Consider the following 15,656-nt stretch of genomic DNA (forward strand, 5'->3'; position numbering starts at 1 on the left):
CCAAAAAACTAATCTACTTATTCCAAAAACTAACAAATTCGCTTGTATTAATTTCACCGCGCGCAGGAATAGCTTTTACAGCTGTTCCGATATAAATAATACCCGAAATCAAATCATCTTCACCCAAACTCAGTGCTTGCTTAAAGTGTTTAGACTCGACCACTGCACCACTACGCCACATAGTTGAAAAACCTTGTGATTGCAATGATAGTAAAAAGTTTTGAATTGCTGCACCCGTACTTAATGTTTGTTCAAAATAAGGAACTTTCGGATGATCGATAAATTGCGTTAATGCTAAAACCAACAATGGTGCACGATATGGATGATTCTTAACACGCTCCAATTGCGCTATTTCTGTTTGACCTGTATCTGCCAAAGCCTGAGATAACAACTCTCCAAATGCTTCACGTTGATCTTCAGGTATCACTACAAAACGTGTTGGTTTTAATCGATGATGATCTGGTGCAGTTAAAGCAGCTAGAAATGCTTTTTCTAATTGCTCCCCATTTGGTGCAGGTTCAACCAAATGACCAATAGATTGACGTTGATGAATATTTTGATGAATGAGATCGACCGCTGTATCCGCCATTGACTTCTATATCTGCTTTAAAAATTTCATTAAGATTAGCACAAAGTTTAAAGTTCAAGACAAATCTATTGCCGTTTTTACATGAGAATATCAATGATGGTTTTAGATAATTTCGATCATTCATGTTTTTCTAAGATCGATTCAACAACTTACATGGTAGATATACAATATAATATTCTATGCACCAAGCCTCAACAAAGTCTTTTCAATTCTTATACATAAGCCACATATTTCAAACTTCAAAATATGTTGAAATCAAGAAATCAACTTAGGGAAAACAACATGAATAAGATTATTGTTTTTACATCTATTATTTCACCGCTCTTATTGTTATCTGCATGTAGTTCAAACCCAACAACCAACACCCTTGCGATTCAAAAACCAAATAATCAATATGAAATAACAGGTTTAGGAAAATCAGAAGTCATTGCAAAAAATAATGCTGCTGTCGCTGCAAACAAAACCTGTGGGAAAGCCACAGCGATTGTTATCGATGAAAAAACTACTTATAACGGTGTGCTAAAAGGTGTTGTAGATGATCAAACTGGAAAAATGATTCAAGCAGCCGCTGGTATTTTAGGTACAATTGCAGGCAAAAGTGCAGATATATCTAAAGATGATGACTATCAAACTGTACTCACATTCCAATGCCAAGCAAAGTAAATATCAAATAATTTAAACAATAAAAAAAACCGCTTAATAAAGCGGTTTTTTTTATTTCTCTTTCGTAATCTTGTGATTCAAAAACCTTGAATTAACAATAACCATCTAAACGTGTAAGCGGCAATTTCTGTCCAATGGCTTTTTCAATTTCTGGTAAATAGAAAGCATCATCTTCAGACAAGAAGCTAATACTTACACCACGCGTACCCGCACGCCCAGTACGACCAATACGGTGTACATAATCATCCGACTGCTCTGGCAACGTAAAATTCACAACGTGAGATACGCCATCAACATGAATACCACGACCTGCAACATCGGTTGCAATCATAATATTGTGTTGACCATTTTTAAACTGATCTAACATTTTTAAGCGTTTGTCTTGCGCAATTTCACCAGATAACATCACGACTTTATAACCATCTTTTTTCAAATGATCGTATAGCTTTCGAACTTGGTCACGACGGTTCGCAAAAATCATGACCTTTTCAATAGGTTCATCACGTAAAATTTCTTCTAACAATTTGTATTTGTCAGATTTTGCTACCATATACACACGCTGTTCAACATCTGCATTGGTTTTCTTTTCTGGTTCAATTTCAACGGTAACAGGCTCAAACAACCATTGCTGTGCTAAATTTAATACATCGTAGCTAAATGTTGCAGAGAACATTAGTGTTTGGCGCTGCTCTTTACGTGGAGAGTAACGAACAATACGTTTTACCGATGGAATAAAGCCCATATCTAACAAACGGTCTGCTTCATCAATGACTAAAAACTCAATTTGATCTAACCAAACTTCTTTTTGCTCCACAAAGTCAATTAAGCGACCCGGTGTTGCCACAATAATATCGACGAAGTTTTTGCTCAGTTCAGCTTTTTGCTTTTCAAAATCTACACCACCCAATAAGGTTACTAAGTGTAGATCTGTAAATTTAGTTAATTCTTTTGCATCACTTTCAATTTGCAATGCCAATTCACGTGTAGGTGCTAAAATAAGAGCACGTGCTTCACCACGGAAACGCTGTTGCTGAATTGGATTGTTTAATAAGTCATTAATAACACTAATCAGGAAAGCAGCAGTTTTACCTGTACCTGTTTGTGCACGACCAATCGCATCGTGTCCTGCCAAAGTAAATTTTAAAACCTTTTCTTGAATTGACGTCATTTTAGTGAAGCCTAATGCATCAATTGCTTTTTTCAAATTTGGATGTAAATTTAAGGTTTCAAAACCAGCTGACATATTAATGTGCTCTAACTCATAAATAATAAAATTTCATACAGTATAAACAAAAAACGCTCCAATAAACATTGGAGCGTTTTTATTAGTCTAATTTTTCAATTAGTCTAATGGCTGAACTTCTTCAGCTTGGAAGCCTTTTTGGCCTTTTACAACACTGAACTCAACACGTTGGCCGTCACGTAGTGAACGGTGGCCGTCGCCTTGAATAGCACGGAAATGAACAAATACGTCATCACCGCCATTGCGTTGAATAAAACCAAAACCTTTAGTGTCGTTAAACCACTTAACTACGCCTTGTTCGCGAGCAGCTGTCATTTAGTTAATCCTCATAGACATAATTGAAGGACCACCCGGTGTTGCAAGCAGCAGACAAACAAAGCTTAAAAACATTTTTTATTTCCAAACTTATAATCATTCTGTAAAACTATTAACAAAATCCGGTTACATCCATTTCTAACCAAGTTGCTCAGTAACTTTTATAGTTACCATAACACCGAAGTCACTTTGAGCTTATCATGGGTTTATTACAAATAATAGAGTTTTTTCAGATATCTTATTCAGATTTAAGCGTATTTATTTTTTATAAATCAATTTAAATTGTTAATCTTAATCAGAATAAATAAAAATTCACATTTTTTCATTTTTCTGCCAATTTTTTGTATAATTGACCTGTTTTTAAACGGTTTAAATTAAATGGATGATGTAAATCAAACCTTAGATATTATAGATGCAATGGGAAAACCTTGCCCAATGCCCCTTTTAATGTTAAAAAAAACGCTGAAGAAATCTACAAACCAGCAGTTTTTACTTAAATCATCTGACCCGCATAGCCAACAAGATGTACTTCGATATTGCCAACTTCGCCAATTAAAGTGTGAAGTAAAATGTATTTCCAATAATGAATTTCATTATATAATTGCTCAATAATTCATTTTTTAATCCTTTGGCATAAAAAATTACATTTCTTCACCATTTCCACTTAATTTAGTTGGATATTCACATTAATATGAATGTCATTGATAATTCATCGACACATCCTAAAGGAGTTCCTATGAGTGACAGCAGCAATCATTTGATGCCCCTGTCATTATCAGCACCAGGTTCAAACCTTGGGGCTTATATTAGCACTGTCAATCAAATTCCAATTTTAACTGCCGAACAAGAAAAAGAGTTGGCTGATCGTTACTTTTACGATCAAGACTTAGATGCAGCAAAAATGTTAGTGATGTCTCACTTACGTTTTGTGGTTCATATTGCCCGTAGTTATGCAGGTTATGGCTTACCACAGGGTGACTTAATTCAAGAAGGCAACTTAGGCTTAATGAAAGCGGTAAAACGTTTCGATCCAACTATGGGCGTACGTTTAGTTTCATTTGCTGTGCATTGGATTAAAGCCGAAATTCATGAATATGTTATTCGTAATTGGCGTATTGTCAAAATTGCGACCACTAAAGCACAACGTAAATTATTCTTTAACTTACGTAGTTTAAAAAAATCGAGCAAAAAGCTAACTCTTGAAGAAGCACAATCTATTGCAAAAGACTTAAATGTCACAGCAGAACAAGTGCTTGAAATGGAAGGTCGTTTAACTGCCTATGATGCTGCTTTTGAAGCTCAAGGTGATGACGACGATGAAGGCTCTACTTATGTTGCACCTGCTTTATATTTAGAAGATAACCGTTACGACCCTGCAAGACTCGCTGAAAATGAAGATTATGAAGAGCAAAGTACCAATGCCCTTCATGATGCAATGGATCAACTTGATGATCGTTCACGTAATATTCTACAGCGCCGCTGGTTAGACGATGATAAATCTACCCTACATGAACTTGCTGCTGAATATAACGTATCAGCTGAACGTATTCGTCAGCTAGAAAAAAATGCAATGGAAAAAATTAAAGTGGCAATGTCGTCAAATTGATTTTCTATTCTATAAAAAAGGGCTTAAAGCCCTTTTTTATTGTTTAAAATTTGTTTGGAACTCTTATTATATTTAATCAAATATACAAAATATGCTAAGGTTAAGCGCAAATTTTGTATAGGTAAAATGACTTATGTGGCTTGCGATATCGGCATTAAATTTAGCAATTGCTGTCATGTTAGGTGCATTTGGCGCACATGGTTTAAAAGCACATGCAACAGAAATTCAATTGGGTTGGTGGCAAACGGCTACTGACTATTTTTTCTATCATGCTTTAGGTTTATTAGCACTTTCAATTATTGCCAAAGTCACACCACAATTTCCAATTAAAGCTAGCTTTTTACTCATACAAATCGGTATTTTCTTTTTCTGTGGATCATTGTATATCATGGCTTTAGGCTTACCACGTGGTTTAGGCGCTATTACTCCTATTGGTGGTGCACTCATGATTGCAGGATGGTTAGTGTTGGCATGGAATGCTTTTAAATACACGAAATAATGACAAATTTAGGGAAATCAACGTGCAAATTTATTTGAATGGTGAACTTCAAAATACCGCTTGTTCCAACTTACTAGAACTTATTCAGGAACTTGCATTAGAGGGTAAACGTTTTGCTGTTGAACACAATGAAATGATTATTGCAAAAAGCAAATTACAGCAAAGTGTGATTAATGATAAAGATCGAATAGAAATTATACATGCCGTCGGTGGCGGTTAATTTGGAGCTCCCATGGAAGACACCCCCCTTATAATTGGTTCACGTACATTTCAATCTCGCCTGCTTGTAGGGACAGGTAAATATAAAGATTTAAATGAAACCGATCTTGCCATTCAAGCAAGTGGTGCAGAAATTGTGACTGTTGCAATTCGACGCGTGAATATTGGTCAACATCCAGATCAACCAAATTTACTTTCTGTTGTACCTCCTGAAAAATATACAATTCTTCCAAATACAGCAGGCTGTTTCGATGCAAATAGCGCAATTCGCACCTGCATGCTTGCACGTGAATTGTTAGATGGTCACAACCTTGTGAAACTTGAAGTTTTAGGCGATGAAAAAACACTTTATCCCAATATCACCGAAACATTAAAAGCTGCGCGTACGTTAATTGACGATGGCTTTGAAATTATGGTGTACACATCGGATGACCCAATTGTTGCTCAAGAACTTGAGAGCATGGGCTGTGTTGCAATTATGCCATTGGGTAGTTTAATTGGTTCTGGCTTAGGTATTTTAAACCCACATACTATTTCTATTATCAAAGAAAATGCAAAAGTTCCTGTACTTGTAGATGCAGGCGTTGGTACAGCAAGTGATGCAGCTATTGCCATGGAACTTGGTTGTGATGGTGTACTCATGAATACGGCTATTGCTGCTGCACAAAACCCTATTTTAATGGCTTCTGCAATGAAAAAAGCCGTAGAAGCAGGTCGAGAAGCTTTCTTAGCAGGTCGTATGCCACGTAAGCGCATGGCAAATGCAAGCTCACCTGAAACAGGTTATTTCTTTAAGTAACTTATTCAAATCATTCATTTGAATATTTAAATGAATACCCAATAAAAAAGGACTCATAAAGAGTCCTTTTTTATTGCATACACATTAAGGAATTAAACCTTCATCTCGCATAGCAATTTGTACAGATTGACGTGCAAATACTTTCTCACGTAGAGCTAGAACATTTTTGTACGGTGTTAAATCATGTTGAATTAATTTAGACCAATTTGTAATGACAAATAAATATGCATCGGCAGGGCCAAAATTATCATCTACCAAATAATCATGGTCGGACTTTTCAATTGCATCATCTATATATTTCAATAAGCGATCAATTTCTGCATAAGCCTTTTCTTTTGCTTCGGCATCTAAAGTTGCACCAAAAAATACAGCATAAGCATCATGTAATTCTGAATTTAAGTAACCTAACCATTCTAAAACTTTGGCACGTCCTAAGCCCGATGGAGGAATTAAATCTTGTTTAGGATCATGTTGAGCTAGGAAAGGAAGAATTGCGACATTTTCCGTTAAAATTAAACCCGGATTAATTTCCAATGCAGGTACATAGCCTTTTGGGTTGATGCTGTAATAATCTGTGCCTTTTTCTGTGATATGTGTTTTAACATTGACACGTTCTAAATCAAAATCGACATTAATTTCATTTAAAATAATATGAGATGCAAGTGAACATGCACCTGGTGAATAATATAGCTTCATACTTGATCCCTTTTATATATCTATACTCTGTTTTAAATTGCTTCGGTCAAACTTTCAAGTAAAGAAACCTACTTATTTTTAGAAAATTCGTAACTGTAAAATTCACACTTACACTTTCAATATTGTTCAATTAGATGAATTAATCAAGTCGAATATACGTACTTTTTTTAACAAAGTTGCTTTAACATAGGCGGCTTTAAAATATTTTGAATATTGCACGTGATTAGCTTAAAAAAAGATGAATGGTTTTCCAATATACGTACCGATGTTTTAGCAGGTTTAGTTGTTGGTTTAGCTTTAATTCCTGAATCAATTGCATTTTCTGCGATTGCAGGGGTAGACCCTCAAGTGGGTTTATACGCATCTTTTTGTATTGCTGTTTCTATTGCATTTTTTGGTGGTCGCCCTGCCATGATTTCAGCAGCAACAGGTGCTCTTGCCTTGCTCATGATTACTCTTGTAAAAGAACATGGCTTGCAATATTTACTTGCTGCAACAGTACTCACAGGCATTATTCAGGTTATTGCAGGCTATTTTAAAGTTGCCAAGCTCATGCGCTTTGTTTCACAGTCTGTTATTTTTGGCTTTTTAAATGCCTTAGCAATTTTAATTTTTGCAGCACAACTTCCTGAAATAAACAAAATGGATAGTACCGCCTATATTTTTGTTGGCTTAGGTTTAGCGATTATCTATCTATTTCCCTATATTCCTAAAATTGGCAAGACTATTCCATCCCCGCTCATTTGCATTATTGTTTTAAGCTGTTTAGCACTATTTTTAGGTGCAGATATGCGAACTGTAAGTGATTTAGGTACATTTCCAGATACATTACCAATTTTCTTAATTCCAAATATTCCTTTAAATTTTGAGACACTTAGCATCATTCTCCCTTACTCAATCACCTTAGCAACAGTGGGTTTACTTGAGACAATGATGACCACAACTGTGGTTGATGAGGTTACTCAAACTGAAGGTGATAAGCATAAAGAATGCCGCGGACAAGGCTTTGCCAATATTGTCAGTGGCTTTATGGGTGGTATGGCAGGTTGTGCCATGATTGGCCAATCGATTATTAATGTAAGCTCAGGCGCTCGTACACGTTTATCTACACTTATTGCGGGTATATTTTTACTGTGCTTAGTGGTTTTTCTCAAAGATTGGCTCGCATATATTCCAATGGCTGCACTGGTTGCCATCATGATTATGGTGTCTTTCACCACTTTCCAATGGCACTCTGTAAAACAATTTAAAAATCATCCTATTTCTTTTAATGTCGTGATGATTGCAGTCATTATTGTGGTACTTGCAACACATAATTTAGCTCTTGGCGTAGGCGTGGGTGTTTTACTTTCTGCACTATTTATTATTAATAAATTAGAAAGCTCAGTAAAAGTGGAATCTATCTTTCATAACAATGAACGAAAATACATTGTTTCTGGGCAAATTTTCTTTAGTAGTTCAGATAAATTTTTCCAATTTTTCGACTTTAAAGAAAACATTAAAACTGTTGAACTTGACCTTACTCATGCTCATATTTGGGATGTCACCTCAGTAAGAATGTTTAATAGTGTTGTAAAAAAATTTAATGACAAAAAGATTGAAGTGAAAATTATTGGCTTAAATGAAGCAAGTAGCACACTTATAGATAAATATAATTAGATTAATAAAAGAAAAGAGCCTATTTGGCTCTTTTCTTTTATTTTTTGTTCAATTTATAGATAAAGGCATATAAAAGTTTGACTTGTGAGGCTCAGCACTTAAAATACCGCATTCGTAGTTTTTAACATTGCCAAAATTATGTCGAACGATCAATTAGACCAGCAAGTTGTAGAGCTGGAAAACCTGAACGAGCATCGTGAAATTGTCACTTTCATGCGTCGTTCATCTCCACTAAATACTTCTCAACGTACTGCGCTTGAACAATACGCTCACCTAATTTTGGAATATCCAGTTGGTGATTTACGCCAACAGTTTGAACATCCTGAACGTCCACTAACAGTGGAAATTGGTTTTGGTATGGGACGCTCTTTGGTTCTTATGGCAAAAGCCAACCCTGAACGTAACTTTGTGGGTATTGAAGTACATGTACCTGGTATCGCACAGTGCGTATATGAAGCGGGTATGGCTGGTTTAACTAACCTACGCCTACTTGATGCAGATGCAATTCAAGTATTACGTGAAATGCCAGATAATAGCATTAATGCGATTCAATTATATTTCCCAGATCCTTGGCAGAAAAAGCGTCATTTCAAACGTCGCTTCGTGTCACATGACCGTATGCCATTGGTAGAACAGAAGTTAGAAATGGGTGGTACATTCCACTCTGCAACTGACTGGGAACCGTATGCTGAATGGATGTTAGATGTTTTAGATAACCGTCCAAATCTTGAAAATATGGCAGGAAAAGGCAATAGCTACCCTCGCCCAGATTGGCGTCCACAAACTAAGTTTGAACGTCGTGGTTTAGAAGAAGGTCATAAAATTAATGACTTCCTTTTCAAAAAGATTAACTAAGATCTAAACATTAAGACTAAAGGGCTCAACAAGAGCCCTTTTTCTTTGCCAAATTTTTAAAATAATTTATTTAAATGTAATAAAGCCCTTATAAGACGTTACTTGAATGAACCTTTGGATTTCATAAAATCCTATTTTTTCAAATAAATTCAAAGTTTCATTCTCACTTAAAGGATAAAAATCATCTTCTAAACGACTGAGCATTGTGGAAGCCTGTTTTTCACTCAGTCCATTTTGCATACAAATGCATTTTAACAATTCAGCTTCTTTTTTAGATTTAAATTTCATTAAATCGAACGTAATAAAAATGCCATTTTGTTTTAAGACTTTATAAATATTTTTAAAAAAATTAGGCTTTGTTTCATATTCTACAAAATGACTCACTAAAATAGTCAGCACAACATCAAAATTAGCATCACTATATCGATCAGCAAAGTCATTGACAGCGAAGTCACCCAAAATAAACTCTACTCTGTTATCAATATTATATTGCTGAACATTTTGTTTCGCTTTACTCAGCATCGTTTCTGATAATTCGGTTACGACAAATGTCCATTTTGGAAAAAGTTGTAGCAAATATGAAAGCTCATAACCTGTTCCACAGCCAACAATCAAAACTCTTGCATATTCATTGAATACATCAACTTTTAATAAAGCTTGAATATGTTGATGAGCCAAATCGTAGCCAGGTATAAGTTGACGAATATGCTCATCATACCTGTTTACTACATGTAGACTTTGAAAGTCTTTTGCCACAACATCCTCCTTTTCAGCTTAATACTAAGCTCATTTGACATTTTTTAGGATTGATGACGTTCTAAAATTTGCTGACTCAGTAACGTATATACAGACTTTAAATCTTCTCGCTGATCTTGCATTAACATATTGCTGTGCATGCGAATAATATTTTCATCACCACGCATGGCTGGTCCTGTCTGCATATCTTTTGGATCATTCACTAAAGCCTTATTCGCAGTTTCTTGAATTAAAGGATATAGCAGGCTGAAATCTACATGTTTGGCATCTACAATTTGTTTTGCCATGTCATAACAATAGTTACTAAAGTTACAAGCAAATACCGCAGCCAAATGCAGACTTAAACGCTGTTCCGAATTATATGAATAAACCCTACTGCTTAGGCTATTTGCAAGATCAAGTAAGTTTGACAAATCCTGTATATTTGTTGCCTCAATAAATAAAGGCGTATTTTCCCAGTCTATTTCACGTTCCAAACTAAAGGTTTGCAACGGATAAAATACTCCCGATTTTTCATGAAATTTCGTTAATACATTTAAGTGCGTACTTCCCGATGTATGCACAATACATACATCTTTCAGCTTTAAGCTTAAGCTTTCTATAACTTTTGCAATAGATTGATCACTTACCGCAATAATCATTAAATCTATGTTTTGATCGAGATCTTCATAATTTGAAATGGCTTGAGCCTTTACTTGTTGTGCAAGCCCTTCAGCTTTGTCAAAAGTACGGCTATAAACCTGAACAATCTGATGATGAATGCTTAAGACCTTTGCCAAATGATATGCAACCCGCCCCGCACCAATAAAACTAATTTTCATGATTCATTCACAACTTTTCTTTGCTACAGCATGCCAATAAAAAAAGGACGAATCAATTCGTCCTTTTAATACATAATCGATTTTTAAATAAATCTATGGAACATTTTATTGCGTTTCATCCATTCTTTCAGCACTTGAAACAGGCTGAACGGCTTGCTCAATTTTAGGTAAAGGATTATTTACTAAAGGCTTAGAATTTACTTGCTCAACAGAATTGGATGTTGTAGGTATCACCTCTGAAACTGCTGCATCAATATGATCCGTTTTTTTATTTTCTGATTCATGTTTTATGAATGCTCTTACAATCATGAATACCAAAATAATTAATATAACTATAACAACATAATGCATTGGAAATGATTTTTTCTTGTGCTTAGAACGAGAGTTTAATTTTTCAGGCTGTTTTAGCTCTTCTCTTATTTCTGTAATCGAATACTGAATTCCCGCCATTTCTAGTAAATCGACTGACCAATGTGGCAAGGCATTCAATAACACTGGCATTTGCCCTTTCACCAAATGTTCAATGACTTGCACATCACTTGAACCCGCCTCACTAACCAATAAATTTAAAGATGGCGCCAATGATGCATTTAATAACCTATTCACATCTCGTGTGGATGCCTCCCCACTAATGTAATTTAAAATTTGCTGTGTAATATTAGCGTTATTATCAAAAATTTCAGTTATATCTGGCTCAATTTGGTTGTGTAATTGCTCAAATAACTCTGGCTTAGAATTGATAGCCGTTAATAAAATTGTATAGAAATCTGTGAGTGCTTGTTTTTTAAATAATAAATCTTCATTTTCATCTGCAAGTACAATAGGCGTTACATGCATTTTTAACAAATTAATTATATTTAAAGACATCTCGCCCCCACGATTTTTATGTAATTACTTGTACTTATAGGTTATTTTTTATTCTAAGTAAAATATTTTAATTTCCTTTATTTATATATTTGTGTAACAAAAAAGCCAGCCGAAGCTGACTTTTACTCTTTACCACATATCATCAAACACAATTAAGCTGAAAAAGTTCTCATTGCTTTTGCTTTTACAGTTTGCTGAATTAACGGCGTGTTCTTGCCTTGAGAGATCATTGAATCTTTCGTTAATGTCCACTCAAGTTCAGGATCTATTAACACCAAACCAGACTCCGCCACCCAACGATCATACATATTGGCAACTTTTGCTGGTGCAACTGTTACTTTTTCAACCCACTCTAAAGGTTCTAATAAACCTTCATTAATAAGTTGAACACCTAATGGTATGTACGTATCAAAAGCCGTAAAGCCTGCTAAAGTTTCAGCAAATGGTGCCATTTTCGCAGAACTCGATAAAGGCTCATGGTGCGTACAAATCGCATCAATTACACCAGATTTTACACCTTGACGGAGTAATTCTTTATCTTGTTCAGAGCGTAATGGTGGACGTACATGTGCAAGCGAGTTAAAACCATCAATCAATTGATCGGTTAAGTGCAATTGATGCATTGCAACATCACATGTGATATTTAAGCCTTTTTCTTTAGCAGCACGAATCAGTTCAACAGAAGCACCACAAGACAACAAGCCAAAGTGAGCTTGAACACCAGTCGCTTCGATCATTAACAGATATTTTGCAATCGCAACTGTCTCTGCCAATGTTGGAATCATTGGTAAACCTTGACGAGACGCAATAAAGCCTTCGTGTACACAACCATCTTTAGCAATTTGATGTTCTTCTGCATAGAACACCACAGTCATATCTAAGCCTGCTGCATATTCTAAAGTCCGAAGTACAACATCATCATTTTCAAAAGTTGCATACGCATTTGAAACGGCTGTACATCCCCCCTTTTTCAAACCTGCCATATTGGCAGGTTGCTTGCCAAGTAAGCCTTGAGTTTGTGCACCAATCACTTGAAGATAAATACCGCCATCTAACATCGCTTTTTCAACTAAGCCATGAATAAGCGCGCCATTATCTTGTACGATGGGTTGCGAATCTGGTGGCGTAAATACATGCAATACGCCATTTTCACGTGCGGCTTTACCTTCAGATTTTAACGTACCATGTTGTTGCTGACCGGGCTCACGTAAACGCGCGCACAAATCGACCATAGTTGGCATTAACCATTTACCTTGACCATCTACCGTTTCAGCAATATCAGTTGTTGCAGCAACCAATTTACCATTTTCAACATATACCGTTTGCACGCTGTCGGTTTTAGCAATTGGGTCTAAGACACGTACATTTTCAATTTTTACAATACTCATGACTTTCCCTTAACCTGCAATCGCTTCTAACAAACCCTGATCTTCAAGTTGACCTTGCATTGCAAGTGCCAATACCGCCATACGAACAGCAATACCATTTGTTACTTGATGCAAAATAACCGATTGAGAACCATCAGCAATGCTTGAGTCAATTTCCACACCACGGTTCATAGGACCCGGATGCATCACGATGCAATCAGGTTTTGCCAAAGCCAAACGCTCTTTGTTTAAGCCATACATTTTGTAGAATTCGGCTTGTGAAGATAATGCAGGTGAATCGATACGTTCATTTTGAATACGCAAAGTAATGATCACATCACAATCTTTAACACCATCTTCCATTTTATTGAATAAGCGAATACCTTCGCTATAGTCATTAAAACCATGTGGAAGTAAGGTATTTGGCGCAATCACACGAATATCTTTACAGCCCAATGTTTGTAATGCTGCAACATCTGAACGTGCTACACGTGAATGCTTAATATCACCAATAATGGCAACACTCATATCTTCAAAATTTTTCTTGGTTTCACGGCGAATCGTGAGCATGTCTAACATTGCTTGAGTCGGATGTGCATGACGCCCATCACCCGCATTAATGATTGCCACATTTGGACAAACATCTTTTGCAATAAAGTGTGCTGCACCTGAAGACGAATGACGTACAACAAAAATATCTGTTGCCATTGCTTCTAAGTTCCAAAGCGTGTCACGTAATGTTTCACCTTTAGATGTGCTTGAGCGTGCAATATCAATATTCAAAACATTTGCAGAAAGACGTTTTGCCGCTGCTTCAAATGTAGTGCGTGTACGTGTTGAGTTTTCAAAGAAGAGGTTCATTACCGTACGACCTTCTAAAAGGTTGTTGGTAATTAGCTGATTTTGGTCATTAAAAAAGGACTGTGCTGTGTCCAATATTTTTGTGAGAGTTTCTTTAGATAGACCTTCAATGGTCAAAAAATGCTTTAGGTTTCCGTTTTGGTTGAGCTGAATCTGGCTCGGAGTATGCAGTGCCGCCAAATGCATGGTGGATTCCTTATATGCTAAGTCAACATATTATACAGACATTCCTAAGGAAGTTGCAGTCTAAGCTCGCAACAAATGAACAAATACATGCAAAGATTTACAATTAAAAATTAAATATCCAATAATAATTTCAATTACATAGTTTTATCAAAATGCTAAGTTATGAATTTTAAAGATGAATTCCAACAAAACCAAACACCATAAACAATTTAATCTTTTTACTACAAATTACATTTTCTAATTGTGACTTTTATCAAATATAAAAAATGATAAATATGTTTTAATTCTAATATACGTTTGAGTGAATTATCTCATGTCTTTCATTATTTCAACCCTTCTTGTTTTATCATTATATTTGATTCACCACTATTTTCTAAACAATCCCAGAAATGGACTTTTTGAATATTTATGTTATTTACTCATTCTCATCCTTTTATCTTTTAGCACAGGCTCAACAAGCTTTCTCTTTCGCGTCTTAAACTCTCACTAATCACATTTCAAATAAGACAGTCCTTACAGTGTCATAGTTCACACAAGAAATAACAATAAAAGCTAACTAAGATGAAAATTACTTTTCAAATTAAACCTCTTTATTTGTAAATTCGTGGCTTTAAAGCTGTAAAACAAAGAACTTTGAAAAAAAATTGGCGATTTACAATACTTTCGAGCGATCTTAAAGCATAATAGTGTCATCTAATTTTCGTTTTTTTAAGATTTAATGAGAAATCATGATATTTCTCCATCGAATAAATCTTAAGCATTTCAGTATTTATCTTTATTAAAGAAGCATTTTTATGAAAATCGTCATTTTAAACAAACCTTATGACGTTCTCTCACAATTTCGTGCCGATGAAAAACATCAAACTATGGCGGACTTTGTAAACGATCCAACACTTCGTTTGGCTGGTCGTTTAGATATGGACTCTGAAGGTTTAGTCTTTTTAACCGATCACGGTGGTTTAAACCAATATATTACTAACCCTGAAAACAAGAAGTTTAAAACTTACTTAGTTCAGGTTGAAGGTGATGTAACTGAAGAAGCGCTTGAGCAACTTCGTAAAGGCGTAGAACTTAAAGATGGTATGACTTTGCCTGCACGTGCGGAAAAAGTTGAAGAGCCTGAATGGTTGTGGGAGCGTACTCCTCCTGTTCGTTTCCGTGCGTCTGTACCAACGTCTTGGGTTGAAATTTCTATTTGTGAAGGTCGTAACCGTCAAGTTCGTCGTATGACTTCTGCTGTTGGTTTCCCTACTTTGCGTTTAATTCGTACTAAAATTGGTCAAATCGATTTAGTGCAAATGCAATTGAAGCCAGGTGAAATTAAAGAGATTGAACCGCTTTTATATCCTGACTTTCAAAATGTTCCAGCGGAAGAACCGTACCGTTCACGTTCTTATGTGAAAAAACCAGGTGGTACTGGTGGTAAGCCGATGGTTCGTAAGAATAAAGATGGTTCTGTCAAAAAGTCTGGTACGAAGCGTATTTGGCAGATGGATGATAGCGAGAAGCCGAAACGTAGAACCAATGGGACTACTCGACCAAATACGAAAGCGCCACGTGGTCGCGGACGTAATGGTCGTTAAGATTTAGAAATTTGTTATAAATTAAACCCCTCAATTGAGGGGTTTAATTTATAACTAGCCCATAAAATTAAC

18 protein-coding genes are annotated in these 15,656 nt (G+C 35.7%); 9 read left to right on the forward strand and 9 right to left on the reverse strand.

The features are described from left to right. Positions 1 to 13 precede the first annotated feature (13 nt). Positions 14 to 589, reverse strand: coding sequence for a nitroreductase family protein (locus tag AC5YC8_RS07415; protein WP_496117636.1), 576 nt, complete (start codon positions 587 to 589; stop codon positions 14 to 16). Between the two features lie 282 nt (positions 590 to 871). Between AC5YC8_RS07415 and AC5YC8_RS07420 the strand changes: the two genes are divergently transcribed. Further along, positions 872 to 1,252, forward strand: a complete 381-nt coding sequence (locus tag AC5YC8_RS07420) for a hypothetical protein (RefSeq protein ID WP_496164077.1) — start codon at positions 872 to 874, stop codon at positions 1,250 to 1,252. A gap of 91 nt (positions 1,253 to 1,343) precedes the next feature. Here AC5YC8_RS07420 and rhlB read toward each other — a convergent pair whose 3' ends face one another. Then, on the reverse strand, positions 1,344 to 2,495 hold the full coding sequence (rhlB, locus tag AC5YC8_RS07425; RefSeq protein ID WP_496117632.1) for an ATP-dependent RNA helicase RhlB: 1,152 nt from the start codon (positions 2,493 to 2,495) through the stop codon (positions 1,344 to 1,346). Between the two features lie 99 nt (positions 2,496 to 2,594). Further along, entirely contained in the window at positions 2,595 to 2,810 is a 216-nt protein-coding gene (locus AC5YC8_RS07430) for a cold-shock protein (RefSeq protein WP_004280099.1), read from the reverse strand. A 378-nt stretch (positions 2,811 to 3,188) separates the two neighbouring features. Between AC5YC8_RS07430 and AC5YC8_RS07435 the strand changes: the two genes are divergently transcribed. The 5 genes from AC5YC8_RS07435 (at position 3,189) to AC5YC8_RS07455 (ending at position 5,933) form a co-directional block, all read left to right on the forward strand. Then, positions 3,189 to 3,422 carry a sulfurtransferase TusA family protein gene (locus tag AC5YC8_RS07435; RefSeq protein ID WP_496164078.1) on the forward strand — a complete coding sequence of 78 codons (234 nt, stop codon included), beginning with the start codon at positions 3,189 to 3,191 and terminating at the stop codon, positions 3,420 to 3,422. Between the two features lie 124 nt (positions 3,423 to 3,546). After that, positions 3,547 to 4,416, forward strand: coding sequence for an RNA polymerase sigma factor RpoH (gene rpoH, locus AC5YC8_RS07440; RefSeq protein WP_496117622.1), 870 nt, complete (start codon positions 3,547 to 3,549; stop codon positions 4,414 to 4,416). Positions 4,417 to 4,549: 133 nt separating this feature from the next. After that, positions 4,550 to 4,915: a DUF423 domain-containing protein gene (locus AC5YC8_RS07445; RefSeq protein ID WP_496116938.1), complete on the forward strand. Its 366-nt coding sequence runs from the start codon at positions 4,550 to 4,552 to the stop codon at positions 4,913 to 4,915. A gap of 22 nt (positions 4,916 to 4,937) precedes the next feature. Continuing rightward, a complete protein-coding gene (thiS, locus tag AC5YC8_RS07450; RefSeq protein ID WP_496116937.1) occupies positions 4,938 to 5,135 on the forward strand; it encodes a sulfur carrier protein ThiS in 198 nt (65 codons plus the stop codon). Between the two features lie 12 nt (positions 5,136 to 5,147). Next, complete coding sequence (locus AC5YC8_RS07455; protein WP_496116936.1) at positions 5,148 to 5,933, forward strand: thiazole synthase; 786 nt, start codon at positions 5,148 to 5,150, stop codon at positions 5,931 to 5,933. Positions 5,934 to 6,017: 84 nt separating this feature from the next. Here the strand turns inward: AC5YC8_RS07455 and AC5YC8_RS07460 are convergent, their stop codons facing one another. Next, on the reverse strand, positions 6,018 to 6,629 hold the full coding sequence (locus tag AC5YC8_RS07460; protein WP_496116935.1) for a glutathione binding-like protein: 612 nt from the start codon (positions 6,627 to 6,629) through the stop codon (positions 6,018 to 6,020). A 219-nt stretch (positions 6,630 to 6,848) separates the two neighbouring features. Here AC5YC8_RS07460 and AC5YC8_RS07465 point away from each other — a divergent pair, with 219 nt between their 5' ends. Then, the gene (locus AC5YC8_RS07465; protein WP_496164079.1) at positions 6,849 to 8,288 is read left to right on the forward strand and encodes a SulP family inorganic anion transporter; all 1,440 of its coding nucleotides are present in this window, start codon (positions 6,849 to 6,851) and stop codon (positions 8,286 to 8,288) included. Between the two features lie 138 nt (positions 8,289 to 8,426). Further along, positions 8,427 to 9,143 (forward strand): tRNA (guanosine(46)-N7)-methyltransferase TrmB, encoded by a 717-nt coding sequence (trmB, locus tag AC5YC8_RS07470; protein ID WP_496116933.1) that lies wholly within the window; start codon positions 8,427 to 8,429, stop codon positions 9,141 to 9,143. Between the two features lie 66 nt (positions 9,144 to 9,209). Here trmB and AC5YC8_RS07475 read toward each other — a convergent pair whose 3' ends face one another. The 5 genes from AC5YC8_RS07475 to AC5YC8_RS07495 form a co-directional block, all read right to left on the reverse strand. Next, complete coding sequence (locus AC5YC8_RS07475) at positions 9,210 to 9,899, reverse strand: class I SAM-dependent methyltransferase (RefSeq protein WP_496164080.1); 690 nt, start codon at positions 9,897 to 9,899, stop codon at positions 9,210 to 9,212. A gap of 44 nt (positions 9,900 to 9,943) precedes the next feature. Beyond that, on the reverse strand, positions 9,944 to 10,720 hold the full coding sequence (locus tag AC5YC8_RS07480) for a Rossmann-like and DUF2520 domain-containing protein (protein WP_496164081.1): 777 nt from the start codon (positions 10,718 to 10,720) through the stop codon (positions 9,944 to 9,946). A gap of 105 nt (positions 10,721 to 10,825) precedes the next feature. Further along, on the reverse strand, positions 10,826 to 11,587 hold the full coding sequence (locus AC5YC8_RS07485; protein WP_496164082.1) for a hypothetical protein: 762 nt from the start codon (positions 11,585 to 11,587) through the stop codon (positions 10,826 to 10,828). Positions 11,588 to 11,739: 152 nt separating this feature from the next. Next, complete coding sequence (locus AC5YC8_RS07490) at positions 11,740 to 12,975, reverse strand: dihydroorotase (RefSeq protein WP_496164083.1); 1,236 nt, start codon at positions 12,973 to 12,975, stop codon at positions 11,740 to 11,742. Positions 12,976 to 12,984: 9 nt separating this feature from the next. After that, on the reverse strand, positions 12,985 to 14,001 hold the full coding sequence (locus AC5YC8_RS07495) for an aspartate carbamoyltransferase catalytic subunit (protein WP_496164084.1): 1,017 nt from the start codon (positions 13,999 to 14,001) through the stop codon (positions 12,985 to 12,987). A gap of 794 nt (positions 14,002 to 14,795) precedes the next feature. Here AC5YC8_RS07495 and AC5YC8_RS07500 point away from each other — a divergent pair. Beyond that, positions 14,796 to 15,584 (forward strand): rRNA large subunit pseudouridine synthase E, encoded by a 789-nt coding sequence (locus AC5YC8_RS07500; protein ID WP_496116927.1) that lies wholly within the window; start codon positions 14,796 to 14,798, stop codon positions 15,582 to 15,584. Positions 15,585 to 15,656: the final 72 nt, after the last annotated feature.

This window comes from Acinetobacter sp. FY731 (assembly GCF_059515905.1).

Bases quoted from the DNA above. Each gene is read 5' to 3' on its own strand.
- AC5YC8_RS07490 (WP_496164083.1), bottom strand. From the start codon at position 12,975: ATGAGTATTGTAAAAATTGAAAATGTACGTGTCTTAGACCCAATTGCT.
- rpoH (WP_496117622.1), top strand. From the start codon at position 3,547: ATGAGTGACAGCAGCAATCATTTGATGCCCCTGTCATTATCAGCACCA.
- AC5YC8_RS07460 (WP_496116935.1), bottom strand. From the start codon at position 6,629: ATGAAGCTATATTATTCACCAGGTGCATGTTCACTTGCATCTCATATT.
- AC5YC8_RS07420 (WP_496164077.1), top strand. From the start codon at position 872: ATGAATAAGATTATTGTTTTTACATCTATTATTTCACCGCTCTTATTG.
- AC5YC8_RS07485 (WP_496164082.1), bottom strand. From the start codon at position 11,587: ATGTCTTTAAATATAATTAATTTGTTAAAAATGCATGTAACGCCTATT.
- AC5YC8_RS07445 (WP_496116938.1), top strand. From the start codon at position 4,550: ATGTGGCTTGCGATATCGGCATTAAATTTAGCAATTGCTGTCATGTTA.
- AC5YC8_RS07415 (WP_496117636.1), bottom strand. From the start codon at position 589: ATGGCGGATACAGCGGTCGATCTCATTCATCAAAATATTCATCAACGT.
- AC5YC8_RS07430 (WP_004280099.1), bottom strand. From the start codon at position 2,810: ATGACAGCTGCTCGCGAACAAGGCGTAGTTAAGTGGTTTAACGACACT.
- AC5YC8_RS07500 (WP_496116927.1), top strand. From the start codon at position 14,796: ATGAAAATCGTCATTTTAAACAAACCTTATGACGTTCTCTCACAATTT.
- AC5YC8_RS07480 (WP_496164081.1), bottom strand. From the start codon at position 10,720: ATGAAAATTAGTTTTATTGGTGCGGGGCGGGTTGCATATCATTTGGCA.
- rhlB (WP_496117632.1), bottom strand. From the start codon at position 2,495: ATGTCAGCTGGTTTTGAAACCTTAAATTTACATCCAAATTTGAAAAAA.
- trmB (WP_496116933.1), top strand. From the start codon at position 8,427: ATGTCGAACGATCAATTAGACCAGCAAGTTGTAGAGCTGGAAAACCTG.
- AC5YC8_RS07435 (WP_496164078.1), top strand. From the start codon at position 3,189: ATGGATGATGTAAATCAAACCTTAGATATTATAGATGCAATGGGAAAA.
- AC5YC8_RS07495 (WP_496164084.1), bottom strand. From the start codon at position 14,001: ATGCATTTGGCGGCACTGCATACTCCGAGCCAGATTCAGCTCAACCAA.
- AC5YC8_RS07455 (WP_496116936.1), top strand. From the start codon at position 5,148: ATGGAAGACACCCCCCTTATAATTGGTTCACGTACATTTCAATCTCGC.